Raw genomic sequence first — 26,375 nt, 5'->3', positions numbered from 1 at the left:
GAAATGATCAGGGCCCTTAGCTCAGTTGGTTAGAGCGGTCGGCTCATAACCGATTGGTCGGGGGTTCGAGTCCCTCAGGGCCCATTATGAAGAAGAAATCCTCTTGCAGAAATGCAAGAGGATTTCTTCTTTTTTTATTATGGCTTTAGCCAGTTGAGTGCGTGAAACGCGCGAAACAAAAAACCACCCGCTATGCGGGTGGAACAATCAAAGGTTTGACCACTAAGACCATTCCGATAGAATTGAGATGTTCAGGCTCAAAGAAAGGAATGGTCTTAGATGGCAAACAAGAGCTACAGCCTAGCTCACACAAAGTGGATGTGCAAATACCACATTGTATTCACCCCGAAGTATAGACGGAAAGAGATCTATAATCAAGTAAGAAAAGATCTAATTGAAATATTCAAACGTTTATGTAAGTACAAAGGAGTAGAAATCATAGAAGGACACATGATGCCAGACCATGTGCACATGTTGGTAGCAATCCCACCCAAAATTGCAGTCTCATCATTCATGGGCTATCTAAAAGGTAAAAGCTCTCTAATGATCTTTGAGAAACATGCCCAGCTAAAATACAAATACGGGAATCGAAAGTCTTGGGCAGAAGGATATTATGTGAGTACGGTGGGCTTAAATGAAGCAACGGTACGAAAATACATCCGAGAACAAGAAGCACACGACCAAGCAGTAGATAAGCTGAGTGTTAAAGAGTATGAAGATCCATTCATCAGCAACAGGAGCAAAAAGAAATAAACCAGTTTAACTGGTAAGTGAAAGTGACAAATAACAATGAGCCTGAACAGATTTACTGTCAGGCTAGCGTCTTTAGGCGCAGTTTGGCAACAAGGGGTTATACCCCAAGAACAAACCACCCGTTTTACGGGTGGTCCTGATTTTTATACGATGCAAATGATTATATTGAAATGTGTCTTTAGTAGCAGGAATTTAGACCTATATATCGAATATATATCTAGATTCAAGAAAGACGGAGGATTTTTAATGGCTAGACGCAAAAGTAAAGTAAAAAAGAGGGAAGAATTTATTCAGTCAACCTTTCTATTTGTGATTTTAGTAACCGGTTTTGGTACGTTTGCGATGACAAAATCAGTTTATTTATCTATCGTGGTAAGCCTGATATCTCTAGGTATTCTTATTGCTGTTTTAATTAATATTAAGTATCAGAGAATCAGACGACTCAAACATTCAGGAATAGAGGATATTGATCAGATGAATGGGATTCAGTTCGAGAAATATCTAAGTCATCTGTTTGCTGCTCAGGGCTATAAGACTCAGGTTACGAAAGCTGCCGGGGATTATGGGGCTGACCTGATTTTAGAGAAAGTGGGAAGCAAGATTGTTGTCCAAGCTAAGCGTTACAGTAATAATGTAGGGATTAAAGCGGTACAGGAAGCTCAAGCTGCTATTGCTCATTACGGGGCTGCAGAGGCATGGGTAGTAACGAGTAGTGATTATACGGAGGCTGCACGTAACCTCGCTAATTCGAATCGAGTGAAATTAATTAACCGAGATATGTTAATAGAGATGATCCTGGTAATGAAGAACAAGGGAGAACCGATCCCTGAGCCAAGTGAAGTAATTATTGATGTTCCAGCAAAGGAATTTACGTGCCCGTGGTGTGGAAATCATCTAGTACTGCGAAACAGTTCTAGAGGCCCTTTTTATGGCTGCGGCAGTTTTCCGAAATGTCGATACATAAAGAAACATGAAGCAATATGAAAAATTTACTACATAATTTTCTTGTAAGTCGAAAGCAGATTGCTAAAGATCGTGAGGGATATTCGTCCTTGAAAGCACAAATTCAGAAAGAGCAGGGATTCACATTGGTGGAAGTGCTTGCAGCCACTATTATTTTATCTATTGTTTCTCTAGTCGTTGTCTCCTATTTTATGAATGCACATTCCTATGCTAAGTCGAATCAGAATAAGACAGTCATGGTGAATTTAGCGCGTAATGCATTGGTTTATTTGGAAAAGCAGGATTTTACGAAGATGGAGGAATACTTTAAAGCAGATAAAGAGGGATCGCCGATCATAAAAGGGAGTTCCTGCACCCAGGTAACGGAGTGTAAGTATAATTCTTTATTCATGAATGCTCACACTCTACCAGAGGTACTGAATCCGAAGGTGAATAATGTGCAGTATGAGCTTGTTATTTCTTATCAGTCGAAGCTTCATCAGCAATTAAAGGATGGTACTAGACTTAAAAGTTTGGAGCTCGGCGGTGGTATGGATTCTGCGCAAGACGGTGAATCATTAGCGGGTTATTTACTGCCAGTGAAAGTTACCGTTACTGGGCCTGGTGGTCCAAGGGGACATAGAAACGAAGCCGTAGTGGAGGGTTATATTACAGATGAAAAAATCAGAAGATAACCTGCATCAAGATGCGGGTTTTACCCTTGTAGAATTAATCGCGTCTATTACCATTTTCACGATTCTTGTTGGACTGATCTCGGTTATTACTTTCTCTGGATTCCGTGAGTATAACCGCATAACTATCGAGAATGCGCTGCGGGATGAGGGTGATCTCATCATGTCGTCCATTATGACGGAACTGTATACCTTTGCTCCAGAATCTATCGAAAATAGTAAGGAAGGTATCGTTCTTAGCAGAGGACAAGCAGGTAATTCGGAACACCGAGAAATTGCCATCCGAGAAGGAACTCTAGTGATAGAAGAATTTACATCTACAATAGCTTTAGCTGAAGAGGAAGAATACATATCTAGCACAGCTGCTACTTCGATACAAGCCGCACTTGATCAGTCCATTATTGTGGCAAAAACGGCAGATGAAAGGCTTTGTCAGAACGATGCTTACTGTGAGACTGGGCTTATCTATATCAAACTTGTACTGCAAAGACGGGAGAATGACCGTGATTATTCGCTTGAATTAGAGAGTAAATTTGGATTTTAGGAGAACAAGCACATGTTTAATTTTAATAAAATAGCTCGGATCTTTTCAGTGCGAGTAAAGAAAATGGTAGTAAAAGCTTCTTCTGCTGAACACGGTTCTGCGCTTGTGCTCGTTATGTTTATTGCCCTCTTGCTTACCATCCTTGGGGCTGCTGTATTAAGTGCCGCAGTCGGAGGTGCTCAGCGGGCAGAGACTCGGGAGAATGATGTACAAAGCTTGCATCTTGCCGAAAAAACACTGGAAGAAGTCATCGCGGGTATGACCTCAAACCTGCAATCTATTGTCACTAAAAGTATAAATGGTACTCAAAAAGAATTAGAACACGAGGTGGACCTCTATCTATCTGGTTTAGAGAAAGGATCTTATAAAGACCTTATAACCAGTACAGAGCTGACAAATGCAACGGGTAAGCTGCTTCAACTGGATTATAAAAAAATAAGTTATCAACAACAGGCAGCGACCTATAATGTGACGTTAACCGTTGAAGCAGAGGTAAATGGAGTTCAGCGTGAACTCACGCAAGAAGTCATTTTTGATACCTATCCTGACTTTCTGAAATACACATTAGGTTCAGAAAGCGATTTAACTATTAATGGTTCTCCTTATATTCAGGGGAATATTTATGCAGGGAATAAATTGAGGATCGGGGATAAGGCGGAATACTATTATCAGTCTGAGAATGTACATACGCTATTCTCGTCTCCTCTTCAGCTGGATGGAGAAGCGCATATTCAATCACTTAGACAAGTCTTATACACTTTGAACGACTCTACGAAAAGCGCCGAAGAATGGCTTGGGAAAGAATCGGGTAGTGAATTCATTATCCCCGAGAAGCAGTTGCGCGTTCGAAATCATCGCAAGTTCGTACAGCTGAATGTAAGGGAGTCTTTTGTAGATAAAGTTATAGAGTCTTTAAAAGACTCAGCAATTGACAGATCACTTATTCGAAAACACATCAACAATCGTACGTTAGGCGAGTTTCTACAAAACTATCCTATGTCTTATGATGCGCCAGATCAAATCCCAACAAAACCCGGTGTTCCTGAACAATCAGATAAACCAGAAGATCAGCATGCCTGGGCTTATTACAAAAGCCAAATCGAGCGTTTTACAAAACCGGAGAAGTCTTTTATTTACCGCGGTGATCTAACCTATGATGGTGTAGAGCTAGCAGGAATTGAATACAAGTCTAAAAGTGATAATTGGTTTGTTGTAGACGGGGATTTAACAATTAATAATTATATGGACACGCCTATAATGATTAAGGCGAATATGCTCGTTACAGGAAAATTGCAGATTAGAGGTAATGTACAGCTTGATTCTACTATATTTGTTCTAGGTCCATCAGGAGGAGAGGGATATGCTACTCTTGTGGAAGATGCTGCAATCAGCGGTTCTGGGGTAGTCATGTCAGAAGGTGCGGTACTTATTAACCGGCTGGATGCTTTTAAAAGTACAACAGAAGTAATACAGGCTTTTTTCTATACCGATTCAACAGCAGAGCTCTATGGGGTAGGTTCGATCCTTTCTTTAAGCGGCGGCTTCTTTGCCAAAGGAGATCTTACGGTCAATGCAGTGCGTGGGGAGACGTTTGCTGGAAATGGGGCTATTCAAATTACGCCAGGTACCGATTTGGTTCGGTTCTCGGCAAGGTATAATGAGGAAGTCTACCGTCAGCAGCAGGAGGGCCTTCCAAGGGTTAATCAGATGAGTGTCCAAGTGGGGCCAATCAAATTGAATTAAATATTTGTAATTAAGCGAAAAATAACCCGTGCAGGGTGTGAATGTGGTTCTCTCCCTACACGGGTTATTTGTTTTGGGCTAGTATCGATCTTCGCTGCTTTTTGCGTTAACTTTTACGGTGCCTTTGGCTGTAACTGTACTCTGTCCGGCTTGGGGACTGTTGTAAGTAACCGTAATCGTTGCGAAGCCTTTTTTTATTCCAGTGACAATACCTGTATCATTTATCGAAACAACAGAAGGAGCACTGCTGGACCAAGTGAGTCTATCTTTTAGCAGGTAGGGATCAAAATCAACTGGGAAAGGTGTTAGTTTTTGCAGTAACAAATTTTCAGAACCTCCAATATCAAGTGTCGTATCTGATAAATGCAGACCTTCGAGTCTCGGATTAATGCTCACCCATTTAACAGCAGTTAATGGAGGAGATCCTTCGTCATCACTTAGTGAGAGTTTTACTTCAACCTTATCCTTTGATTTAACTCCCCTAAGTACCGCACTTCTTCCATTCTCTGAAGGGGTTAGCGTAGCGTATATTTTGCCATCCCCCGTTAAGGACCATATAAAATGAGTTACATCCGGGTTATAGGGAATGGTACCAGCATGGAGGGTTATTGAATCTCCAACCATGACTTGGCTTGGTCCATCCATGAAAATCTCATTGATCGGCTCGCTAATGGTGATCGTGTGTTCGCTTGATAGAGAACCGTTTGGAGACAAATCTGTCAAAGCAGTGACCACGACGGTGGCAGTTCCCTTCTTAATCGCCAAGATATCGATTTTACTTGGATCATTTAGATTTGGATGCAAGGCAACCTTATCGGAATGATTCTGTCCGTTAACGGTTTTTACCTCCCACCGATACCCGGTTACATTTTCGCTAGCTGTGATATAGATTGCTTCAAGGGAGAGTGTTTCTTGTGTTTTTGCTGTAGTAGGTCCCAAAATGGTTAAACTTCGGTTGATAACCTTGATCGTCACGAATGAAGTAACCCCGCTTCCGTCTATAGCAGAAACTTCTAGTTTGGCGATCCCGCCCTTCAGACCACGAACCACTCCTTCATTAGATACTGCAGCTATATCAGGGCTGAGACTTCTCCACTGCAACATTTTATTATCTGCATCTTCTGGAAGTACAATTGGCGTGATCTTATGCTCCGTATCGACTAGCATCGTTGTACCTTCGGCCTCGATTTTTTCTACTTTGACCACAGCTTTGAGTAACAATGTCGGGAACAAAGAAGTGACACGTGAAATGGGCGTGGATGGCTCTGATGGTTCTGGTAGATCTGGTGGAACTGATGGATCGGGTAGTTCTGGTGTTACTGGTGTTTCTGGTTCGGTTGGCGGCAGACCAATGTCGCCTTGAAACGGGCTAGACTGGATCGAGAAACCTCCGCCGGGCGCCATATTTCGAACGATTACGGTACCGATGACATCACCTTTTAGATCATAATTGGCTTTTGGGGCCAGAATTGAACCGTATATTTTAATTCCCGTTGTAGAAACCGAAGAAGCGTTATAAAAATTATACAGTACGTGATTTGAATCCACATCCCTAAGGGTAAGTCCACCGCTCATGGTTGCTGATGCACCGTCCACATTCACGATCACAGTAGAGCCGGCAGGAGCAGAAATACAAGTGGAACTGGATGCAGCTAGTACTTTCTCTGTTACATGAAAAATATTTACTGCCTCATCTTTTCCATCTAATATGAGCTGGCACCCTTTTGGATCTTGATTCGTGATCACAGGCTCAGCTGTAGCTGGAAGCTGTGAAAGTTCTTCTGATAAAGAGAGAAGGCTTCGATTGAGATTATCTGCGTATAAATTAGGTTCACGGGCAATTTTTGAAAGATGGTACTTAGGTGTAATCAGCTTAGTACCGTAGGCTGCTTTCCCATGAAATTTTCCATCGCCCAACTTTAATTCCTTTCCGGCAACAATCGAATAGGTGGTGGAAGGTGCATCCGTTCCCGTCCCCAATTTTTCACCTACATTAAAGCTGTATAAGGTGATGCTTCCACCTGCAATAACCCTTCCATGAAAAGTAAATCCTGAGTTTTGAACATCATTTAATGCATACAAGGAAAGATCAGACGGAAGTCCAAGTGGAGATAATGGACCCATGTCTGGGAATAGCTCCGATATCTCTCTGTTTTTTTGTTGCCCATTTTCCTCTTCTAACTGTACTGCTGCACGAAGATCATCATATTCTAGCTGGGACTGATCCAGTAAATACACCCCTTTACTTAGAGGTCTGACTGTTAGGGTATAACTAACAGGTTCCTGGTTCTGCGGAACATACATCATAACTCCGTTCAGCTCTTCGAGTTGATAGAACACACTGCCAAGCGGTAAATGAAGCTCGTAACCGGAAGAAATGTCCCCAACCGTTATTGTACCTTCGGGTGTATTATCGATGTCCAGCTGAGCAGGGAACTTTTCTGAATACTCCAGATTGGATAGAACCATCTTCTGTATACCTTGTAAGCCTTTATCCACCTCACTGTATGGAATGGACTTGGGTGTAATTTGATAGGTAATGCTCACGGGTTCATTTTTCTTAAGTTCATTGTTAATGACATGATCGGAAAGATGGCGTGTCGTTTCGAGCATCACTGATTTTTTCTCAAAGTTTAATACAAGGGATTGAACAGCTTTTGCTCCTTGTTTATCCTCGGCTGTAATTTCGATCTCCAGTTTTCCTCCCTCAGGGAGCGGGTTCTTGAAGGTCTGTGTAATTGTCTGTCCGGTAATAACGGGTTTATTACTTACTGACATATTAGGTAAGACAACGCCATCGGATTTAAACTGGATGCTGGTGAGTAGATTACGATCTTTAAAGTCCCAGTCGTTCACCGTATAACTAACTGTAAAATCCTTCTGATACGATGGTCTGCTGCTATTATTCTCTGGTGATAGAATCGTAATTTCAGGAGCATGGTTTGCCCCTGCAAAAGCACGGTACATGGTATTTACAAACAATTTTTGTTCCCAGACTGGAAACTGAGCAGAGAGGTTACTCTGGAAAATATGTCCTGTACCTGAGTATGTGATATTTCCTTTGGAGTAGGTGTAGTAATGATTCCAACTGTCACTTGTATCTCGGCTGCCTCCTGAAATATTGTACCAAGGCACAACAGAGTCATCTTCAAGATCAAGTGTAAAATACTGATTATGCGTAGTAGCTACGCGGTATAATGACTCACCTATATTATTTGTCTTATCCAGTTGGAATGGATAATCTGTTAGCAACCCGCTGTTTACCCCAGCAACGGTAATGGATTTTTCTGGACCCCTAAGACCTAAATTTGTCTCAGGCTCTATTTGTCCCGTCATCTTCTGAAATTTGCTTACCCACTCCGCTGTACTTGCATAGATCGTGTCGTGTGTAAACATAATGCTTTGTTTCGTCTTTTCACCAAATTCTACGACGCCATCCGCTGCCAAAGAACTGATTTTTGCTTTTGTATTATAGATGTCGGCAAATCCAAAGATCAGCATGTCATATGTTCCGTTTAATCCATACCCTTGTTTGGAATTGTAATTTGCTTGTATATAATCGTTGAACTCGGACATTGTTTTCGTTTGAATATTGAGTTCATAATCTTCGTTTTTCAAAAAACTTTGATTCATATTTTCTGTATATAACAGACTGCTCGTCCGGACAGATTCTTTGGTAGGAAGGACCTGTAGAACAGAGACCTGGGTCTTTTTACCGCGAAACCGGATGGTACCTGTATCATAATCTTTGAGTTGATTAGGATTCAGCTGATCTATAATTTCGAGTTTCCAGTAGAGCAAACCAGAATAAGTCTTAGGAAGTTTGTAAGTGATTTTCCCGGTTGGACCTGTTTTTAATGTGGTGGTTGCTACGATCTGTTCTTTGCTTAGCTTTGAAGATTTATCAACCGTTAAATATAGATTTGCAGTTATGGGCCGCTTTGCAAAATCTTGCCGATTTGACACTTCAAACTCAAAACTCAGTTCATCACCAATGTTATAAATGTGACCCGGGTTCACTGTGTAATCAATAATGGAGTCTTTATTCGTGATATGTAGCCGGGGTCTCTGTTTAAGTTTTGATAAATAAGGTGAACTGCCATCATTAAGTGCTGTTAGTAACTGTACGGAGGAGGTATTGTCTACAAATATAACATTAGGCTGAGCGGACGTAGATCGATATGTATTAAAAGAGTTATACAGATTCCCCGGTTTTCCGCCTTGTTGCTCATCAAAGGGCTGCGTATGTATAAAAACATATAATCCTCTATTAATATAGTTATCTATTATTTCCTTTGCCTTCAATTTGGTTATATCGTTCATCACCGTTTTTGTATTATGGTCATTCCCTTGCACAGGTTTGGTGCTATACACCCCGGAGCCAATATAAATCGCATCGTATAAACCATCAAGTTCATTTCGTAAAGATACGAATTTTTTCATGCTCATAGTTTCCACAGTAATCCCTGTTTTTTCTTTTTGAAGCGACGATAGGTCAGTTGTACCAGAATCCGTTATTTCGAGCAGTCGGATTTTGTAGGCGGATGAATTCGCTTCTGCTGTAGTAAAAAAGTCCTTGATTTGCATGGTAAGAAAACAGGCGATAAATAATATTAATATAAATAGTCCGAGTATTTTATTCTTCTGAATATATTCCTTCATAATCTTATACTCCCTCCTCAATCATTGGAAAAATACTGATGTATCACAGGATTAACCTATATTTCTTCATTTCCATTTATATTTTTTTGATCATTGTAAACTCAAATATGATGTTTCTGAATTCATTGTTTCAGGAATTCCTACATTGTAAAAATTTCCAAACTATGATATATATCATTCTAGGACAAAATACATATCTTATCAATATATTAATAGGTTTAAAGTATTATAATTTTGGTGTAATAGAGAAGTGTATTCGGAGTCGAGTGAGTAATTAGACTTGTTTCTACAGTAAATTGATTATTTTCATTGTTATTCAGCATAAAAGCCAGGGTACTCGAGGTGATCTGTTATGACCGTTATTAAAAAAAGGCTGGGGGATTTGCTGGTCGAGAACGGAATTATCTCACAGCAACAATTACAAGAAGCGCTTGTAAAGCAGCGGGATCTAAAAATGAAACTTGGGGATTTACTTATCTCTCATGGTTACATTACAGAACAGCAGCTGATCGAAGTATTGGAATTCCAGCTAGGTATCCCTCATGTCAGTCTATTTAAATATCATATTGATCCTGCAATCACTCAGATCATTCCGGAAAGTATGGCCAAACGTCATCAAGTGCTGCCTTTTATGAAAGAAGGCGGGAAGCTCATGGTGGCTATGGTCGATCCACTCGACTATTTTGCAATTGAAGATTTGCGGATGACGACGGGATTTCGAATTGAACCCGCGATATCAACACGGGATGATTTGCAGCGAGCGATTGCAAGGCATTATGGACTTCGCGACTCCATGACTCAGATGATGGTGGAACTTCCCACTCAGGAAGAGTTTCAAGAAACAGAGATAACGGACGAAGCTTCTCCCATTGTCAGACTCGTCAATCAAATGATACAGCAAGCTGTGCAGTTAAAAGCCTCGGATATTCATATGGACCCGAGTGAAGATTATTTAGCAATCCGATACCGTATTGATGGGACACTGCGAACAGAACGTCAGGTTCCAAAGCAGATGCAAGGATATATTACGGCAAGAATTAAAATCATGGCAGAGCTTAATATAGCGGAGCGAAGATTACCCCAAGACGGGCGGATGAAAATACAGCTGGATTATCGAATGATCGATATTCGGGTTTCCACACTTCCGACGATGCATGGCGAGAAGATTGTGCTTCGTCTTTTGGACCAATCATCAGGTGTAGAATCCCTTGATCAACTGGGGTTTAGTGAGATGAATAGTCAGTTATTCAGGCAGATGATTGAACGTCCATACGGAATACTTCTTATTACGGGACCGACAGGCAGCGGGAAGACAACGACTCTTTATTCCGCTTTGAATCATCTGAACAAAGAAGACGTCAACATCATTACTATTGAGGACCCCGTGGAATATCAGCTTGAAGGGATTAATCAGGTGAATGTGAATTCAGGGGTTGGACTTACTTTTGCTGCGGGTCTTCGTTCCATTCTGAGACAAGATCCAAATGTCGTTATGGTCGGTGAAATTCGGGATACGGAAACAGCAGAAATTGCAGTTAGGGCCTCGTTAACCGGGCATCTTGTATTATCAACGCTTCATACAAACGATGCGATAAGTACCATCATGCGGCTTCGAGATATGGGAACTGAACCTTATCTTATTGCTTCTTCCTTACTAGGGGTCGTCGCTCAGCGCCTTGTTCGAAAGATCTGTACGGAATGTAAAGAAGTGTATGTTCCTTCTGTGCAAGAATCGATTATTTTGCAAAAACACGGGATTAAGACAGATCAATTATATGCCGGTAAAGGTTGTGGATACTGTAATAACACCGGTTATCGTGGGCGTGTGGCGATACATGAAGTTCTGAAAATTGATGATGCGCTTGCTTCCCTGATTGCTTCCTCCGCATCGGTAGAAGAAGTGCGGTACATGGCTCAGCAGAAAGGGCTTGTTCACTTGATGACGGACGGCCTTATGAAAGTAGGAAGCGGAATAACGACCATTCAGGAGATTATGCGAGAGTCTGTTTCACATAGCTAGGAGGAACAAGGGAAATGCACAATCATAGTATCATCCATCTGCTCAGACTTGCTTATGAATCAGGGGCCTCTGATCTTCATATTTCTCTTGATTCCCCGCCTATCCTGCGTATTGATGGATTGCTGAAACCCGTGGAAGGTGAGTTTATTTCTTCAGAAGAGGCATGGGGAATGGCAGAATTCCTTCTTGGCACGAAAGGATATGAAGAATTTCAAGAACGGGGAGAACTAGATTTTGCTTATTCTCTCGAAGATGGACACCGGTTTCGCATCAATGTTTATAAACAGCGTGGTGAAGTTAGTATTGCCGCTCGCCTCATTTCTTCACAAGTAAAAGGGCTGGATGAACTCGGTTTACCCTCGGTGGTACGCACGTTGGCTGAGAAATCACAAGGTCTTATTCTAGTAACAGGGAGAGCTGGAAGCGGTAAATCTTCTACGCTCGCTTCCATTATCGATCATATTAATCGCAATGAACGTAAGCATATTATTACGCTGGAAGATCCGATCGAGTACATACATACCAAAGGATCAAGTCTTGTGGAACAGAGAGAAGTAGGAACGGATACGATGAGCTTTGCGAGTGGCCTAAGAGCAGCGCTTCGTCAAGATCCTGATGTTATTTTAGTAGGAGAAATGAGAGATTTAGAGACAATCACCGCAGCGGTTACCGCGGCAGAAACAGGACATTTGGTTCTTTCTACACTTCATACTACAGATGCACCGCAGACGATTGACCGGATTATGGATGCTTTTCCAGGAGACCAGCAAGCCCAGATTCGTGCCCAGTTATCATCTGTTCTCGTTGCTGTCATATCACAGCGTTTGTTTCCAAAAGCGGAGGGGAAAGGCCGAGTATGTGCTGCTGAAGTGATGATTAATACGCCTGCCGTAGCCAATCTCATTCGCAGTGACAAAACGCATCAGATTAAAAGTGTGATGCAAACGTCAAAAGCATTTGGCATGCAGACGATGGAAATGGCTGTACGTGATCTTGTGAAAGAGGGACAAGTACTTGCTTCGAGTGCGAAGTCATATTTGGCTGAGGTGAGTTCTGGATGAAACAATTTGAATATGTAATTAAGACAAACCGTGGGAAACAGATCCGCGGCAAACTGGGTGCTGCAGACAAAAAGACGGCCATGGAAGAACTTCGTAAACGAGATGTGACGGTGTTCTCGCTTGAGGAAACGAAGCAAACCATTTTACAAATGGATATCTACATTGGAAATCCGGTAAAACCGATTCATTTTATTATCTATTGCAGACAGTTCGCCACTCTGATTCGGGCGGGTGTATCTATTGTTGATGCCAATCAGATTCTTACAGAACAAACGGAGAGCAAACCACTGAAAAAAGCATTGTTTGATGTGAATTCGAGTCTGCTGAGAGGGATATCATTTTCTCAAGCCGTGCAGGATCATAAGCGCATATTCCCGCCTTTATTTGTCAGTATGATTCGGGCGGGTGAAGAAGCAGGTGATTTGGAAGGAACGCTTGATCGGCTTGCGATCTATTACGAGAAACAGCACAGTACAACCGAGAAGATTAAATCTGCGCTCACCTATCCACTTACGGTGGGGATTATGGTGATTGCAGCCGTTGTATATTTACTGTGGGCGATTGTTCCTCAGTTTGTCACGATGTTCGAGTCCATGGATGCGGAGCTTCCGGTGATTACACAGATGGTTCTTATGCTCAGTAACAGCATACAGCGTCAGTGGTACTTCTGGTTACTGGGCGTTCTGCTGATGATTATACTTTACCAGGTATGTAAGCGTACCGAGCGAGGGGCTTATCTGCTGGATTACCTCAAACTGAAGGTACCTGTATTTGGCAAGTTGAATCAAAAAGGTTCCATTGCTCAATTCACAAGGACGTTTGCTTCCTTGTATGCAAGTTCTGTGCCTGTATTGCAGGCTTTGGCTATTGTTGAAGATATTTCAGGGAATAAAGTCATCGGAAAATACATTCACAGCGCAGGGGATTCACTTCGTCAGGGGAAGCCTTTATCCGAACCATTAAAGAAAGCTTGGGTATTTCCTCCGCTCGTTACGCAGATGATTGCGATTGGGGAAGAGACAGGGTCACTGGATCAGATGCTGGAAAAGGTAGCTGATTTTTACGAGATGGATGTAGAGAATACAGTCGATCGGATGAAGTCTTTGCTAGAACCCCTGCTTATCGCTTTTTTGGCGGGTGTTGTTGGTATTATTGTAGCGTCAATTATGCTGCCGATGTTCAGCATCTACGGAAATATGTAGATTTTATATAACAAATAATAAGAGTGTGGAAGGGGATTTATATGTTAACACAAGCACTGAAAGCAAGAAAAGCAAGACTCGCAGACGAGAAAGGTTTTACATTGATAGAGTTGCTCGCTGTTATTGTTATATTGGCTATTATCGCGGTTATCGCTATTCCACTAATTGGTAATGTAATTGATAATTCAAAAAAAGATGGTGATATTGCAACCGCTAGACAGGTTTATGATGCTGCAAGACTTTATATTGTTGGTGAAAAAGATGGAAACTTTACTGGAGCAGGAAGTATTCCACTTTCAACTATTCAGAGTGAAGGATACTTGGATACTACGATTAGTCTCCCTAGTACTAAGTCAATAATTGAGAGCGGTTCGGTATTATTTGGTAGCAAGGGACAGTTGGTAAGTGTAACTTTAAAACCAAAAACTGGAACCCCTCCAAAAGGATCAAAAAATGGTGAGTATTCAGCCGACCAAGTGTTAAGTTCTGATGTGAAAGAAACTGAAGTTATTGATCCAGGTACAGAAAATCAAGATCCTCAATAATCAAGGTGTTTCATACCTAATTAGGATATCCAATCTTATTTCTATATTTATTAATCTTTATTTACAACACCAACCTCAACACCCCTACAGGAACCACGGGCAACATCCCTGGTTCCTGTTTCAAATTTAATGTGGAAAGTGAACCGATCCCATGACCCTTTTTATTGCGATATACGTGTCAGTTCTTGGTCTCGTATTAGGCTCTTTTTTTAATGTAGTTGCACTCCGGGTACCTGTCGGAAAATCAATTATCAATCCGCCTTCTTGCTGCGGTAATTGCGGAACAAGACTTCGGGCGGTTGATCTTATTCCTGTTTTCAGTTATCTCGTTTCGCGCGGAAAATGCAGGTACTGCGGTGATTCCTTATCTTTCTTATATCCAGCGGGAGAAGCACTTACGGGTTTGCTTTATTTGTGGATCGTCTTACGTTTTGGGGTTACACCTGAGGGAATGATCGGCCTTCTGCTTGTTAGTCTGACTGTCATTGTTAGTCTATCTGATCTCAAATATATGAGAATTCCGAACAAAGTTTTGCTTTTCTTTGCGCCGCTACTATTACTGGGGGTTTTACTCTTTCCTACTCAGCCTTGGTGGGAGCATGTACTTGGCGGTTTGCTTGGAGGGGGCATCATTCTGCTGTTCGCTCTACGGGGCGGAATGGGGATGGGGGATGTGAAATTATTTGCGATATGTGGATTCGTCCTCGGGGTTCCCGAGATGATCCTTGCTTTTCTGATTGCCTGTTTACTAGGAACGGTCATTGGAGGAGGGATGATGCTGATCGGACGAGTATCACGCAAGCAGCCGATACCCTTTGGTCCATGGCTGATGATCGGGACCTTAATCTCTTACGGCTATGGTTCCGAGATCATTCAGGGATACCTTTCACTTATCTTTTAGGAGGATATAACTATGCTGGGCAGAACGCAGAAATTAACCGGTCTTTCTATTGAACAATCCGGAATTCGCTATGTCCGTCTTGCGAAGAAAACAAAGGACATTGAGAAACATTTTTTCCTTCCTTTAGAGTCGGGTGTCATGGAAGAAAATCAAATTCGGGATCGTGACGCCCTATATACACAATTAAAAACAGCAGTCACAAATGAGAAGCTAAAAGGGACGGAAGTTTTCTTGTCTGTTCCACCTTCACAGATGGTGATTCGTAAACTCTCTGTGCCAACCACGAATGGGAAACAGTTAGAACAATTTATTCAGTTAGAAGTAGAAACGGGGCTGCATCTGCCTTTTGAACATCCGGTCTATGATTCTATAGTAACGAGTACCGTCGATGAAGAGACGGAAATCCTTGTTTTTGCAACCCCGCGTGAAGTGATTCAAATGTATGTAGATGTGGTGGAGGAAGCGGGATTAAAAGTGGCTGGCGTAGAAATTTCGGGGACAGCACTCTCCCGGTTGATTACGTTCGGCACGACTAGAGAGTTTGGGGAGACAATGCTCATTCAGCTAGAGGCTTCCTATTTAGATGTATATATGTTTCGTAAAGGTCACTTGGTATTCATGCGTACTTTGAGTCTATTTGATCTAGCAGGAGAGGAAGGAGAGATATCCTCCTTAAAATCAGATGAGATTTCTGCTGAAATTGCCCGTATGCTTAATTTTTATCAATACAGTCTTCAAGATGGCGAAGCGCGTATTGAGGAAATTATCGTAACAGGGCAGGATCAATTAAGACAAAAATTAACTTTTGAACTGAGTACTTCTCTTCCAGAGATTCTTGTTACAGAAGAAGCGTTTCTTCGGACGGATACACAGTTACCTGCGGATGCAGATTATAATGAGTACCGATTAGCAGCAGGCGCTGCCCTCAAACCGATCGGAAGTTATAACATTAATCTCTTTCCGCGAGAAGATAAAGAAGCGCTCTATTTTCCTTACGTCGCTATGATTTTAGTCGGGGTCTGGATTATAGGGGTAGCAGCTACAGGAAGTTTTTATATCGTGAATAAAGGGGAAATAAGTAATCAGGAGCAGCGGATCACAGCCCTTCAAGAGCAGAGACAAAGTATAGAGGATGAACTTCGGTTAGTAAATGTATCGGGTCTTAGTCCATTAGATCGTAAAGAAGTTATACAGGAGATAAGGGAGTATCGAGATAGTCCGGTATCCATGCTAAAAGAACTTGAGCATCATCTGCCGCAGGGTGCGTTACTTAGAAATGTTGGATATACATATGGTTCGGCTATGGAAATTACGTTATATACACCGCAGATGGAACAGGCTTCTGAATATCTGAGTTCACTAAGAGAGATGTCTTTCGTTAAGGAAGCAATGATTGCTAACCTGGCTAGACGTCAAACGAATCTTACAGATGCAGCTCAAGAAAACGGACAGTACACTGCCGTATACCAAGTTTCTTTAGATAGAGAAGTACAACCATCAGAAGAGTCAGTAGCAAGTGGATCGATGTCGGAAAATCAGGAGGAGGTGATCGGTGATGGAGCGGATAAATAAGTATAGATCTGTCATCGTACTTGCTTTGCTTCTTGGTTTTGTCCTCGTGTTTGCTTTTTATTGGTTAGGTCTTTCACCCACCATCGACAAGTTGGATGAACAGAGTCAGGAGTTAGTTCAGATCGAAGGAGAGAAACAGCTGCTGCAAAACAAGCTGGATGAGATGAAAGGAAATGTGGAGGGACAGGATTCTATAGATCCAGAATGGGATGCATTACCACAAAATGACATGGCAGATCAGTTAATATTAGATATCCGTGCTGTTACCGCACGGTCGGAAGCTACACTCAAAGCGATAGATTTCAATCTTACTGGAGGAAATGAACTCCATCTTATGTTTAATGAACAAGAGACAATGTATCCTCGTGTTCACGAAATAAAGATGAATGCAGATCTGGAGGGAACCCTGTCACAGATTGAAAGCTTTATGAAAGAATTAGAATCACTTCCGAGACTCATGAAGGTGGATTCATTTGCATTTCAGCACCGAAGTGAGTCAGGTAGTATAGCAGATCCTATATTAACTGCTACTTTAGTATTTACTAGCTATTACGAATCAGTCCCGAAGCATAAGGAATAAAAATAATGCCAGCCTAATCTTCAGTAATGGAAGAGTGGGCTGGTGTTTTTTTGTAAAAATAAGGAGATTGCAAAGGAACATTTGTTCCTATATAATAAATGCAAACAAGTGTTCTGGTGAGGTGAAACATATGCCGCGTAAATATATTGGCAGACAAGTGGAAATTGTATATTTAGATCGCCATGGGAAGGTAACCCAGCGGAATATTGAGATTCATCAAATTCGTAATGGGAATATTTATTCGACATGTCTTTTTACGGGTGGACCTCGTACCTTTAATGAAGAGAACGTGCTGGCTTATCGGCCTGTACGAACGGCAACAAGAACAGCCTAAGGAGTTGAAGAGGATGTTACCTGATTTTGAGCGTAAACTATTGCGGATTTTAGTTAATTTTAGTGGGCAGCGTGGCCGAATGCCAGAGGTCGCTGAATTAGAAATAAAGACGGGAAAATCATGGTCTCAAATTCGTAAGGCACTTGCGGAACTGGAACGAAAACAGTTTATTGTATGGAAAGATAAGTCGAGTGCTCGTGGAATTCTTATTATCGAGGGTTGGGAACCGTTAGGGGAAAGCAGCTATTTAGCGCCGAGTATTCAGCCGATTACACGTGGAAATGGACTCGATTACTGGACTTTATACTAGAGGTAAATATTTATTATTTCATAAAATAACGAACAATCCAGGATATAACACTAAGAAGTACGCTGATTACGATACATGTAACCACTGGAAAATAGAAGCTGAAATTCCCTTTCTCCACATGAATATCTCCTGGTAGACGTCCAATCGAAATAAACCTACCTACAAACATCCAAATGACGCCTGCTGCAATGAGTGCGATGCCTGCTATGATAAGCAGTTTCGGAATATTAGTCATTTCGAGCGTACCCTCCCTTAATTTTTCCTTATTTGCTGCCTGTCCTCTCCTTAACATATCCATCAGCACCTATAGCATATGCAGAGATATCCTAGTCATTTATCTTATTTAAGATATATAAATAAATAAAGCCGGAAGAGTAACCTCCCGACTTTATCCTATAATTTCGTTCAAATCATTGCATTTAGATTAGCGAGTACAAGTTTGAAAGGATTTTTTAGACCTTTTTATGCTTAGAATTCTCGTGACCTGTTCTACTTCCTCATATGGGATCCACACAGGTCCGAATGTCGTACGAAGGATAAGACGAGAAGGGTGGTCGGTTTCAACCGGAAAGCCCGAGATCGTTTCCCCATTTTTACTTTTCACTATAATTTCTTGATTTCGTTTGATGGCAATCGCCGCTTCTTTATTCATAAGCCTATTCTCCTATGCAGATCGTAATAAGTACATAATACAGGTCTTCGTGCATCTGAAAAAAGATACTTTGTACACATGCAGTTTATTTTCGTCTCTACAAATAGTCTAACAGAACTAGTTCAATATTTCTACAAATATCCAAAAAGAATCTTAAAATTAAATTAAACGGCTTTTATGGTTTCTAAACAAATGTTTTACGTATCGTTTACAAAAGAGCAGAAAGTTTAAGAATAGGACATAGATGGTTATAAGAAATGAAGAGGAGGTAAGGTAAGATGAATATACACGGGTGGTATATTATTTTCTTGGCGGTTATAATAGCTCTTGGTATTGGCGGGATGGCTTGGTGGATTCATTTAATAAGTAAGAAGAAGAGTTACAGAGAGGAATAATATCCAAAATGTAATCTTCTTAAGTACAAGGGTCCAAACTACATAACTTATGAAATGGTATGAACCCTTAATTTCGATTAATACGAACTAAACTAACGAACAACATGAAGGGAAGATAGAATGAATATTTTTAAATTATGTAAAATGACTGCTGTTTTGAGTGTTATGCTGATGATTGCTGCTTGTGGAACAAACGAGGTGCAGGATACTTCAAGTTCTAATCAGACAAATCTTCAGGAAAATCAAGTAGAAGAAACGAACGATAAGGCCGTAGAAGAAGCAGCTGAAACAGAGGAAGTAGAAGATGAGGTTGTAGAAGAAGAAGTTGTAAAAGAAGATTTAGCTAGTGCGGAATCCGAGAATGAAGCGAGTGAGCAAATCTCTGCATACCCTTTTCTTGTATGGGCTGATGGAGGTACATTCAAGATTATTACAGAAGGAAACCTTCCTGATAAGTTAAAAGGAAAAAAACTTGGTGAAGTGACTTCCACACTCACAGATGAAGAAGTAGGGAATTTAGAACAAGGCCAAACGTATGAAAAGCTGGATCGTGCGGATGGAGAGAGCAATTATTTGAAGAAAGGTTCGGCTATTTACCAACTTAAAAAAGCGGACGCAAGTGAAGTAGTCCTTGTGGAACATAACGGATCACTCTATAAGGCGGTTCGGATTGGTAATTAACTCCTTAAATAGTAAAAGTGCATAAACGATAAATTTTGTAACGTCCACGATCGTAGTGGGCGTTTTTTTATGTTTGTTTCCAAATATCTTTTATTGTATAAATGCGAATGGCAATGATATAATCTTGTAGAAATTTGTTGTTTTATAAATTTATGTCTGCAATAATTGCATTAATATGAAAATATATTAAATGGTGTTGAGGAAAATGATGAATCTATTCGTGCGTTACAAAGCAGCATTTGGATATACCTTGCTGACACTTCTTTTGATATTACAGCAGGCCGGGATTTTTATGCATGTTTCTCAGGAACAAGGGTTTACAACAATGGAATTTCTTATTAGCAGTCTGTCGTTGGTTGCTTTGTTACTTGGTTTTTTGGTTCCGGGAGGCATTACGGCGGTATGTGTCTTCGTCTTTATGGTAGCTTATTTTGTGTGGCTCGTGACTCTAGCAGATATGAATTGGATCACCTTGCAGTCTTTTCTATGGATTCCAGGAAGTATGGTAGTAGCATCCGTTATTCGAGAGGGTTTAATACAGCAGAAACGCTTAGCCCAGCGAATGGAAGACCTGCGTTTGCGAAATCCAGAGGTGGATTTTGATACATCGCTCGGAAATACAGAGGCTTTCAGGGATACGCTCATAAAACAGACAAATCTAGCGAATCGATATTCAGATCAATATCATTTTTGTATTGCGATCTTTAAGATTGAATTCCTGCCTTTAGTTCGTGAAACCCTTGGTTCAGGGGGATATGCAGAACTGCTCTTAGAACTATCAGATACAATTCAAACACATATAAGATATGAAGATTATAAGTTCTATGTGGATAAAGGAAGGTTTATTGTTATCTTCCCTCTTACAAAGAAAGAGCACTTAAGATCGCTAACCGAACGAATTAAAAATGCGCTCATGGATGTTAAACTTCTCAGCCGAAGAGATAAGGAGCTTAATCTCATTATTCGCTCCGGAGCCCTGGTTTTCTCAAAAGATCAATTTAAGGATTATGAAGATTATGAAGCAGTGATTGCTGCTTTGGAACGGAATGCGGAAACTGATTTGATAGGTGAGTATATCTGATTGTTAATTTTTAAGAAAGAATGGTGATGAAAATGTCTTATAACAGTTGGTTTGTCCCATTGTGCATCTTTATAAGTATCGTTTTCGGAGTTGCTATTTTCTTTATTACGATTAATACGCTGATCTTGCGCAGAAAAACGACGAATAAATATAACCGGAGGAAAATTAGTGGGTGACTTTTTGCTCATTCCAGCGATCATTAGTATCTGGATTTCGGTCTTTATATCGATTCTTATGATGATTGGCGCACAGCGTTTTATAATTAGGCAAAGTAAAAAAGAGCTCATCATACCTTCCATATCAGAACAGGCTCCAAAAGTTACGGTCATGGTTCCCGCCCATAATGAAGAGTTAGTTATTCAAATGACGGTTGAACATATTCTAAGAATGAATTATCCACATGATAAACTACAAGTCATTGTTATAGCGGACAACTGTACAGATAACACGGCTAAGAAGCTCTATGAGCTTAAAAACCATCCCGATTATCAGTCAAGGGACTTTATGATTATGGAGAGAAAGGGTACGGGAGGTAAATCGGGAGCTCTAAACGATGCACTTTCGCATGCTACAGGGGAGTGGATTTGTATCTATGATGCAGATGCGGCTCCAGAGCGCAATGCACTCCTGTTTCTGGTCGATAAAGCATTAGAGGATCCGGAAACTTATGGAGCCGTATTTGGTCGTAATAAGGCTCGGAACAGAGCTCAGAATTTTTTGTCCAGATGTATAAATCTTGAACTTGTCACTGCGCAGCGAATTTATCACACAGGAATGTGGGAGTTATTTAAGCTCGGTACCATTCCAGGAACCAATTTTATTATAAAAACAGAATTGATTCGTGAAATCGGCGGTTGGGATGAAGACGCAATTACGGAAGACACAGCTATATCTTTTGATATTTTGTCACGAGGTCAGCTCATAGCGCTAGCACCTCAGGCAGAAGCGTATCAGCAAGAGCCTGAAGATTTACGAGTTTACATGAAACAGCGCGAACGATGGGCTAAAGGAAATTACAGTGTTGTGATGGATCATATTCTCGAACTTTTTAAACCGTCGTCCAGCTGGCGGGTTAAAGTTCAGATTCTTTATTATGGAACCAGTTATTTTTGGTTTTTACTTGCGATCCTTGTATCAGATGTTCTTTTTGTTATTAATGTGGTGTATCAGGTCTTATTTTTGTTTGGGATGGACGTCGTCATGCCGTTTCAGTTCTCCTCTGATGTGTATATCTTTTTAATGATTGCATGGGCACTGATGTATTATTTGTATGTCCTTCAAATTAACTTGGCACTCGCTACAGACTATGGGCAAAGTAACACACGGAATTTTGTGCTTGCTTGTATTTCTTACTTTACGTATGCACAGCTATTTCTTATTATTTCCCTTAAAGCATTCTTCTCCATTTTGCTAGATAAAGTGTTTAAGCGAAAATCCAAATGGTATAAAACAGAGCGGTTTGGTTGATCAATCCGTAAGAGATAAGCTGAAATCTGATAAAAAGAGAGAGTGGTATGGGAATTTTCATTGAATTATATTTTTCGGGCAACGGCAATAGTGATGATATGAAGATGTTTGGCCTCATGTTCATATACTACGCCGTTGTCACTATGCTGCTCCTTCACGTTATATTGAAAAGAACGCATGAACAAATATCAATGATACGATTTATATTCGGAACCTTACTTTTATATATCATGGCAATTATTCTGTTAGACCCCGTTCTTACCATGATAAGCGGGCTCGATACGGTGGTGCAGAGTCCTGGAGCCGGTTTGCTGGCGATATTCCTTGTCATGCTGCCTATTGTGGCCTTTTTCTTCTATCTTATTAATGTTTTTATATATCGGACAAAGGATAAACGGAAAGTAATATACTTGTTTATGGCGGCTCAGCCTCTAATAGCATTTCTCTTTCTGATTCTATTGACGGTAGGAAGTTTTTTTCGTTTAATCTAATCATTTTAGGTCTGCGAATTCGTAGGTTTAGTACGATAAATATTATTTTTAAAAAAAGTGTTGTATATTATTTATAAGCATGTTATAATCAATTTCGCAGGATTTTTTGAAGTTCATTAGCACTTAGATAACTCAAAAGATCGGTGTATATGCGCAAGATAAGCGCTATATATGCCGGGGTGGCGGAATTGGCAGACGCACAGGACTTAAAATCCTGCGGTAGGTGACTACCGTACCGGTTCGATCCCGGTCCTCGGCATCTTATATGAATAAGCTGGCTCCTTAGCGGAGACCAGCTTATTTTTTTACAAGTTGCAATTTATTCTTACTGCGAAAGGAAGATACTCCATGTTCAATAATGATTGGGATTCTATTTTACATGATGAGATGAACAAGGAATATATACAAGAGCTTCGCACCACACTTGCTGTAGAATATAAAACGGAGCATATATTTCCACCGAAAGAGGAAGTTTTTAATGCATTAAAGTTAACCTCTTATTCGGATACCCGAGTGGTTATCCTTGGACAAGATCCTTATCATGGACAGGGTCAAGCGGAAGGACTGAGCTTCTCGGTCAAAAAAGGGGTTAGGATTCCTCCTTCTTTACGGAATATATATAAAGAGCTGCATGCAGACCTAGGGATACCTATTCCTTCCCATGGTTCACTTACACATTGGGCAGAAGAAGGGGTATTATTATTAAATAATGTATTAACTGTACGAGAAGGTCAGCCTAATTCACACAAGGGTCTTGGATGGGAACGATTTACAGATGCTGTTATTGGAAAAATAAATGAGCGCAATCAGCCGGCTGTGTTTATGCTCTGGGGAAATCACGCTCAGAAAAAAGGAGCCTTTATTGATCGTTCTCGTCATTTGGTGATTGAATCTTCGCATCCTAGCCCGCTTGCCGCTCGGCATGGTTTTATAGGAAGCAGACCTTTTTCAAAAGCGAATCAATTTCTGGAATCAAAAGGAATGAAGCCCGTCGATTGGGTAATTCCAGAAAGTTAGAAAGGAGGGTGAATGATGCAACACTGGATTGGTCGCAGGGTTATCGTAGATCGAATGGATGGCCATAAAGACCCTGTACAAGGAATACTGCTCAAATGGGATGACGAAGCTCAATTAGTGGTTGTGGGTGCCAAACGAATCAAGATTCCTTTTGCTCAGATTGCAAGAATTCACGCTCTTCCTGAGGACGCACATGGACGTGGGAAACGAAAAGCACGTTCTTCATTACATTCGGTAGGTTATATTATGAGACAGCCGCTCCAATTTGATAATGCCATTTATTTCCGATCCGCAGTTACCATTTGGAAAGGCCCTAAATTGATTGCTTATCGGGCAGTCGTTAAATCCCATGATCAAACTTATGTAGAGCTGGAAAATGGACAGAAATTAGAAAAAGATCTATATACCTTCGTCGTTCGATCCCGTCGTGGTCATCGATAAAAGTGCACTTTTAATGTTATTTTTAGGTTGTTATCATTTTATTTTAAGGATGGATTTTTATAATAGTAACCGTATCCCCCTTTAAATACGGTATATACGAAAAACTCGCCGGCTGCAAACGGTGAGTTTTTTTGTTGTCCTTTATCCTCCAGTTGCATTGTCGAATAAGTTTTTTTGCTGAAGGGGAATCTATAATCGCAACTAAAACTTATATGGAGGTGTATGACTGTTATGAAAAAACAAATGGCAACCATGCTCGCAGCAGCAAGTATCTCTATGGTTATTGCAGTCCCAGCTATGGCTGAAAGCAGTCACATGAAAAATTCGAATACGAATCAGGTTACTGAGACAAAAGGCCATTATGATTCGAAAAGCTATAACGATTCTCTACCTGGTGGATACTCCAACATGTCTCGTACCCGTGGCGTGAATGACAATATGTATAACACCAATAGCTACAATGGTTATGGCACGACGGGTACAGGAACATATGGTACAAACAATGTAAATGCGAATTCTACAAATGACGGTAGTGGAAACTGGGGATGGCTTGGATTGCTCGGTCTGCTCGGTTTAGCTGGTATGCGCCGAGAGAAGCATGAAGGCAAACCACAACACGCAAAATAAAGAAGGATATGATCTGGAGAAAGTTTTAGAACCAAAATAGACTTCTGCCCTGCCACATTCCGGCTTTGATCATATATTATCTCATACCTTAGTTATGAGGAGGAGATAACAATGAGTGAAGTAACTGGATATGGTTATGGCTGTGGAGGAAGCTACGGTGGGTACGGCGGTGGATGGACATCAATTGGAGCAATTCTTGTTCTTTTCATCCTGTTGGTTATCATCTCTAAAACAATTCTTTACTAAGCAATAGAAAGAGGGCACCGGCTAATAACTGGTGCTTTTCTTTTTTTTTGTGGAAACCGTGATTTGACGGTACGTTTTGGTTTATATATACATAGCAAGATGGATGAATGGAAGGGATGAATAATAGTGGAACAAGAAGATTTAGAGGTATGGGAAAGAGAAATCAGCAGCCGCGTTGAATATTTAGAACAAGAAGCCGAAAAACTGGAACAGCGGATTAAAAAAGCGGAATATAAGGACTACATTATGAGCAGTGCGATGAACAAATTTGCTGATGATGAAGCACAAGTCGATTTTATCAAACACAATTATTTGAATGAATCTAATGAAACCGTAAAATCGCTGAACGAAGAATATGAAGTAATCATTAAAGAGTTGAAATTTCAAAATGCGGTGCTCCAGCAAATTGAACGAGCGAATGCAGTATTGAAAGAGGATGAAGACTAAACTGTTCAGTGTTTTTAATACTCTTACCATAGATTGAAAATAGAAAAGACTGTAGACAAACTAGTCTAGGCTAGTTTGTCTACAGTTTGAATTAAGATCATTAAGTTAAGGCCTCTTATAAAGAATGCTATTCTACAACAGCATCATCGAGGACATATCATTTATTAAAAGTGGTGATCTCTAGTGGGCTCTCTAACCTTAAAAATAGTGAAATAGTTTAGTTTAACTGTGAATTTAAAAGAAATTGTTTTATATGTAACTTAAGATCAATTCGAATCATCTCTTTCGAAACCAAAATTTCATCAATAATGAGACTAAGCATTATCTTTTTCTTCTCCGGTGAAGCTTCTTCGAATACTTCATTCCATTGAGGGATATATTCTTTAAGTAAATTCATCTCATTTATTTCAATGCTTTTAGAGTTTATTAATGTTTCGATTTTGGAAGTTTGATCTTGCAATTCTGCGATGTTTTTTTCTTTCTGTTCAATTAATTGGCTAAGTAAATTCGGTTTGAAAGAACTTTTACCCATTATTAATTTTGGAACTTCAGCGTTTAGAACAGATAACTCTGAGTATTCATTTTCAATTTTATTTTGTAGAACTTTTAATATCTTTTCATCGGTGTTGGCACTTTTATTTTTTATCGCACTAATTTCCTTAGTAAAATTAATCATATGAAGGTCTTTGATATAGTTCTTGATTTGTTTAAGAACGAAGACTTCAACTTTATTAGCAGAAAAGGTACCTTGTCCAGTACATATGGTTTTACCTTGAAGTTTACCTGAACATCTATAACTTTTATTGTGGCTATATTTGACCACTTCTCCACTGGAATTCTTATATTTATTAACGAATGTTGTTGAAGTAAGACGAGAATTACAGCAACCACATCTAGCCATTCCGATTAGAAGAAGAGACCCTTTAGTACTCATTGGTAGACTACTGTTGTTATTTGCATAATTTTTCG

27 protein-coding genes and 2 tRNA genes are annotated in these 26,375 nt (G+C 40.4%); 25 read left to right on the top strand and 4 right to left on the bottom strand.

The annotated features are described in order from the left end of the window. Window positions 1–10 precede the first annotated feature (10 nt). The 6 genes from KJS58_RS02000 (at window position 11) to KJS58_RS01975 (ending at window position 4,674) form a co-directional block, all read left to right on the top strand. Window positions 11–84: transfer RNA gene (locus KJS58_RS02000), tRNA-Ile, on the top strand. Between the two features lie 195 nt (window positions 85–279). After that, window positions 280–753 carry an IS200/IS605 family transposase gene (gene tnpA, locus KJS58_RS01995; protein ID WP_213529971.1) on the top strand — a complete coding sequence of 158 codons (474 nt, stop codon included), beginning with the start codon at window positions 280–282 and terminating at the stop codon, window positions 751–753. A 246-nt stretch (window positions 754–999) separates the two neighbouring features. Continuing rightward, window positions 1,000–1,737: a restriction endonuclease gene (locus KJS58_RS01990; RefSeq protein WP_213529969.1), complete on the top strand. Its 738-nt coding sequence runs from the start codon at window positions 1,000–1,002 to the stop codon at window positions 1,735–1,737. After that, the gene (locus KJS58_RS01985) at window positions 1,734–2,390 is read left to right on the top strand and encodes a type IV pilus modification PilV family protein (protein WP_213529967.1); all 657 of its coding nucleotides are present in this window, start codon (window positions 1,734–1,736) and stop codon (window positions 2,388–2,390) included. The genes KJS58_RS01990 and KJS58_RS01985 overlap by 4 nt, the downstream gene beginning before the upstream one ends. Next, window positions 2,371–2,931, top strand: a complete 561-nt coding sequence (locus KJS58_RS01980) for a type II secretion system protein (protein ID WP_213529965.1) — start codon at window positions 2,371–2,373, stop codon at window positions 2,929–2,931. Before KJS58_RS01985 ends, KJS58_RS01980 begins: the two co-directional genes overlap by 20 nt. A 12-nt stretch (window positions 2,932–2,943) precedes the next feature. Beyond that, window positions 2,944–4,674 (top strand): hypothetical protein, encoded by a 1,731-nt coding sequence (locus KJS58_RS01975; protein WP_213529963.1) that lies wholly within the window; start codon window positions 2,944–2,946, stop codon window positions 4,672–4,674. A 78-nt stretch (window positions 4,675–4,752) separates the two neighbouring features. Here KJS58_RS01975 and KJS58_RS01970 read toward each other — a convergent pair whose 3' ends face one another. After that, window positions 4,753–9,336 carry a choice-of-anchor A family protein gene (locus KJS58_RS01970; RefSeq protein ID WP_213529961.1) on the bottom strand — a complete coding sequence of 1,528 codons (4,584 nt, stop codon included), beginning with the start codon at window positions 9,334–9,336 and terminating at the stop codon, window positions 4,753–4,755. Between the two features lie 352 nt (window positions 9,337–9,688). Here KJS58_RS01970 and KJS58_RS01965 point away from each other — a divergent pair, with 352 nt between their 5' ends. From KJS58_RS01965 to KJS58_RS01925, 9 genes are all read left to right on the top strand, one after another. Then, a complete protein-coding gene (locus tag KJS58_RS01965) occupies window positions 9,689–11,356 on the top strand; it encodes a GspE/PulE family protein (RefSeq protein WP_213529959.1) in 1,668 nt (555 codons plus the stop codon). A gap of 14 nt (window positions 11,357–11,370) precedes the next feature. Beyond that, window positions 11,371–12,417 (top strand): type IV pilus twitching motility protein PilT, encoded by a 1,047-nt coding sequence (locus KJS58_RS01960; protein WP_213529956.1) that lies wholly within the window; start codon window positions 11,371–11,373, stop codon window positions 12,415–12,417. Further along, window positions 12,414–13,619 (top strand): type II secretion system F family protein, encoded by a 1,206-nt coding sequence (locus KJS58_RS01955; RefSeq protein WP_213529955.1) that lies wholly within the window; start codon window positions 12,414–12,416, stop codon window positions 13,617–13,619. The genes KJS58_RS01960 and KJS58_RS01955 overlap by 4 nt, the downstream gene beginning before the upstream one ends. A 41-nt stretch (window positions 13,620–13,660) precedes the next feature. Continuing rightward, the gene (locus KJS58_RS01950) at window positions 13,661–14,164 is read left to right on the top strand and encodes a prepilin-type N-terminal cleavage/methylation domain-containing protein (protein WP_213529953.1); all 504 of its coding nucleotides are present in this window, start codon (window positions 13,661–13,663) and stop codon (window positions 14,162–14,164) included. A gap of 151 nt (window positions 14,165–14,315) precedes the next feature. Beyond that, window positions 14,316–15,065 carry a prepilin peptidase gene (locus tag KJS58_RS01945; RefSeq protein WP_213529951.1) on the top strand — a complete coding sequence of 250 codons (750 nt, stop codon included), beginning with the start codon at window positions 14,316–14,318 and terminating at the stop codon, window positions 15,063–15,065. Between the two features lie 12 nt (window positions 15,066–15,077). Further along, window positions 15,078–16,637, top strand: a complete 1,560-nt coding sequence (gene pilM / locus KJS58_RS01940) for a pilus assembly protein PilM (RefSeq protein ID WP_213529949.1) — start codon at window positions 15,078–15,080, stop codon at window positions 16,635–16,637. Beyond that, window positions 16,621–17,217 (top strand): type 4a pilus biogenesis protein PilO, encoded by a 597-nt coding sequence (pilO, locus tag KJS58_RS01935; protein ID WP_213529947.1) that lies wholly within the window; start codon window positions 16,621–16,623, stop codon window positions 17,215–17,217. Before pilM ends, pilO begins: the two co-directional genes overlap by 17 nt. A 130-nt stretch (window positions 17,218–17,347) precedes the next feature. Then, window positions 17,348–17,551, top strand: coding sequence for a hypothetical protein (locus tag KJS58_RS01930; RefSeq protein ID WP_213529945.1), 204 nt, complete (start codon window positions 17,348–17,350; stop codon window positions 17,549–17,551). A gap of 13 nt (window positions 17,552–17,564) precedes the next feature. After that, window positions 17,565–17,861: a hypothetical protein gene (locus KJS58_RS01925; RefSeq protein WP_213529944.1), complete on the top strand. Its 297-nt coding sequence runs from the start codon at window positions 17,565–17,567 to the stop codon at window positions 17,859–17,861. 13 nt (window positions 17,862–17,874) lie between these two features. Here the strand turns inward: KJS58_RS01925 and KJS58_RS01920 are convergent, their stop codons facing one another. Together KJS58_RS01920 and KJS58_RS01915 are read right to left on the bottom strand one after the other, a co-directional pair. Continuing rightward, window positions 17,875–18,096: a DUF2905 domain-containing protein gene (locus tag KJS58_RS01920; RefSeq protein WP_213529942.1), complete on the bottom strand. Its 222-nt coding sequence runs from the start codon at window positions 18,094–18,096 to the stop codon at window positions 17,875–17,877. A 189-nt stretch (window positions 18,097–18,285) separates the two neighbouring features. Continuing rightward, a complete protein-coding gene (locus KJS58_RS01915) occupies window positions 18,286–18,513 on the bottom strand; it encodes a hypothetical protein (RefSeq protein WP_160034287.1) in 228 nt (75 codons plus the stop codon). 515 nt (window positions 18,514–19,028) lie between these two features. Between KJS58_RS01915 and KJS58_RS01910 the strand changes: the two genes are divergently transcribed. From KJS58_RS01910 to KJS58_RS01865, 10 genes are all read left to right on the top strand, one after another. Then, window positions 19,029–19,589, top strand: coding sequence for a hypothetical protein (locus KJS58_RS01910; RefSeq protein ID WP_213529940.1), 561 nt, complete (start codon window positions 19,029–19,031; stop codon window positions 19,587–19,589). A gap of 205 nt (window positions 19,590–19,794) precedes the next feature. Further along, window positions 19,795–20,670, top strand: coding sequence for a GGDEF domain-containing protein (locus tag KJS58_RS01905; protein ID WP_306433047.1), 876 nt, complete (start codon window positions 19,795–19,797; stop codon window positions 20,668–20,670). Window positions 20,671–20,838: 168 nt separating this feature from the next. Next, a complete protein-coding gene (locus tag KJS58_RS01900) occupies window positions 20,839–22,137 on the top strand; it encodes a glycosyltransferase family 2 protein (protein WP_213529938.1) in 1,299 nt (432 codons plus the stop codon). Between the two features lie 47 nt (window positions 22,138–22,184). Then, on the top strand, window positions 22,185–22,628 hold the full coding sequence (locus KJS58_RS01895) for a hypothetical protein (protein ID WP_213529936.1): 444 nt from the start codon (window positions 22,185–22,187) through the stop codon (window positions 22,626–22,628). A gap of 173 nt (window positions 22,629–22,801) precedes the next feature. After that, window positions 22,802–22,887: transfer RNA gene (locus KJS58_RS01890), tRNA-Leu, on the top strand. 89 nt (window positions 22,888–22,976) lie between these two features. Further along, the gene (locus KJS58_RS01885; RefSeq protein WP_213529934.1) at window positions 22,977–23,645 is read left to right on the top strand and encodes a uracil-DNA glycosylase; all 669 of its coding nucleotides are present in this window, start codon (window positions 22,977–22,979) and stop codon (window positions 23,643–23,645) included. A 15-nt stretch (window positions 23,646–23,660) separates the two neighbouring features. Continuing rightward, window positions 23,661–24,086, top strand: a complete 426-nt coding sequence (locus KJS58_RS01880) for an LSm family protein (RefSeq protein WP_213529932.1) — start codon at window positions 23,661–23,663, stop codon at window positions 24,084–24,086. 231 nt (window positions 24,087–24,317) lie between these two features. Further along, entirely contained in the window at window positions 24,318–24,713 is a 396-nt protein-coding gene (locus tag KJS58_RS01875) for a WGxxGxxG family protein (protein ID WP_249716844.1), read from the top strand. A 111-nt stretch (window positions 24,714–24,824) separates the two neighbouring features. Beyond that, window positions 24,825–24,959 (top strand): YjcZ family sporulation protein, encoded by a 135-nt coding sequence (locus tag KJS58_RS01870; RefSeq protein ID WP_213529930.1) that lies wholly within the window; start codon window positions 24,825–24,827, stop codon window positions 24,957–24,959. Window positions 24,960–25,085: 126 nt separating this feature from the next. After that, a complete protein-coding gene (locus KJS58_RS01865; RefSeq protein WP_213529928.1) occupies window positions 25,086–25,406 on the top strand; it encodes a hypothetical protein in 321 nt (106 codons plus the stop codon). Window positions 25,407–25,623: 217 nt separating this feature from the next. On the opposite strand, the gene KJS58_RS25590 is transcribed toward KJS58_RS01865, so the two are convergent. Then, a complete protein-coding gene (locus KJS58_RS25590) occupies window positions 25,624–26,307 on the bottom strand; it encodes a recombinase zinc beta ribbon domain-containing protein (RefSeq protein WP_283771234.1) in 684 nt (227 codons plus the stop codon). Window positions 26,308–26,375: the final 68 nt, after the last annotated feature.

This window comes from Paenibacillus sp. J45TS6 (assembly GCF_018403285.1).
GTDB lineage: Bacteria > Bacillota > Bacilli > Paenibacillales > Paenibacillaceae > Paenibacillus.
The sequence above is the reverse complement of the archived record's forward strand: the minus strand, read 5'-3'. Positions and strand labels throughout refer to the sequence as shown.

Bases quoted from the DNA above. Each gene is read 5' to 3' on its own strand.
- tnpA (WP_213529971.1), top strand. From the start codon at position 280: ATGGCAAACAAGAGCTACAGCCTAGCTCACACAAAGTGGATGTGCAAA.
- KJS58_RS01990 (WP_213529969.1), top strand. From the start codon at position 1,000: ATGGCTAGACGCAAAAGTAAAGTAAAAAAGAGGGAAGAATTTATTCAG.
- KJS58_RS01985 (WP_213529967.1), top strand. From the start codon at position 1,734: ATGAAAAATTTACTACATAATTTTCTTGTAAGTCGAAAGCAGATTGCT.
- KJS58_RS01980 (WP_213529965.1), top strand. From the start codon at position 2,371: ATGAAAAAATCAGAAGATAACCTGCATCAAGATGCGGGTTTTACCCTT.
- KJS58_RS01975 (WP_213529963.1), top strand. From the start codon at position 2,944: ATGTTTAATTTTAATAAAATAGCTCGGATCTTTTCAGTGCGAGTAAAG.
- KJS58_RS01970 (WP_213529961.1), bottom strand. From the start codon at position 9,336: ATGAAGGAATATATTCAGAAGAATAAAATACTCGGACTATTTATATTA.
- KJS58_RS01965 (WP_213529959.1), top strand. From the start codon at position 9,689: ATGACCGTTATTAAAAAAAGGCTGGGGGATTTGCTGGTCGAGAACGGA.
- KJS58_RS01960 (WP_213529956.1), top strand. From the start codon at position 11,371: ATGCACAATCATAGTATCATCCATCTGCTCAGACTTGCTTATGAATCA.
- KJS58_RS01955 (WP_213529955.1), top strand. From the start codon at position 12,414: ATGAAACAATTTGAATATGTAATTAAGACAAACCGTGGGAAACAGATC.
- KJS58_RS01950 (WP_213529953.1), top strand. From the start codon at position 13,661: ATGTTAACACAAGCACTGAAAGCAAGAAAAGCAAGACTCGCAGACGAG.
- KJS58_RS01945 (WP_213529951.1), top strand. From the start codon at position 14,316: ATGACCCTTTTTATTGCGATATACGTGTCAGTTCTTGGTCTCGTATTA.
- pilM (WP_213529949.1), top strand. From the start codon at position 15,078: ATGCTGGGCAGAACGCAGAAATTAACCGGTCTTTCTATTGAACAATCC.
- pilO (WP_213529947.1), top strand. From the start codon at position 16,621: ATGGAGCGGATAAATAAGTATAGATCTGTCATCGTACTTGCTTTGCTT.
- KJS58_RS01930 (WP_213529945.1), top strand. From the start codon at position 17,348: ATGCCGCGTAAATATATTGGCAGACAAGTGGAAATTGTATATTTAGAT.
- KJS58_RS01925 (WP_213529944.1), top strand. From the start codon at position 17,565: ATGTTACCTGATTTTGAGCGTAAACTATTGCGGATTTTAGTTAATTTT.
- KJS58_RS01920 (WP_213529942.1), bottom strand. From the start codon at position 18,096: ATGACTAATATTCCGAAACTGCTTATCATAGCAGGCATCGCACTCATT.
- KJS58_RS01915 (WP_160034287.1), bottom strand. From the start codon at position 18,513: ATGAATAAAGAAGCGGCGATTGCCATCAAACGAAATCAAGAAATTATA.
- KJS58_RS01910 (WP_213529940.1), top strand. From the start codon at position 19,029: ATGAATATTTTTAAATTATGTAAAATGACTGCTGTTTTGAGTGTTATG.
- KJS58_RS01905 (WP_306433047.1), top strand. From the start codon at position 19,795: ATGATGAATCTATTCGTGCGTTACAAAGCAGCATTTGGATATACCTTG.
- KJS58_RS01895 (WP_213529936.1), top strand. From the start codon at position 22,185: ATGGGAATTTTCATTGAATTATATTTTTCGGGCAACGGCAATAGTGAT.
- KJS58_RS01885 (WP_213529934.1), top strand. From the start codon at position 22,977: ATGTTCAATAATGATTGGGATTCTATTTTACATGATGAGATGAACAAG.
- KJS58_RS01880 (WP_213529932.1), top strand. From the start codon at position 23,661: ATGCAACACTGGATTGGTCGCAGGGTTATCGTAGATCGAATGGATGGC.
- KJS58_RS01875 (WP_249716844.1), top strand. From the start codon at position 24,318: ATGAAAAAACAAATGGCAACCATGCTCGCAGCAGCAAGTATCTCTATG.
- KJS58_RS01870 (WP_213529930.1), top strand. From the start codon at position 24,825: ATGAGTGAAGTAACTGGATATGGTTATGGCTGTGGAGGAAGCTACGGT.
- KJS58_RS25590 (WP_283771234.1), bottom strand. From the start codon at position 26,307: ATGGCTAGATGTGGTTGCTGTAATTCTCGTCTTACTTCAACAACATTC.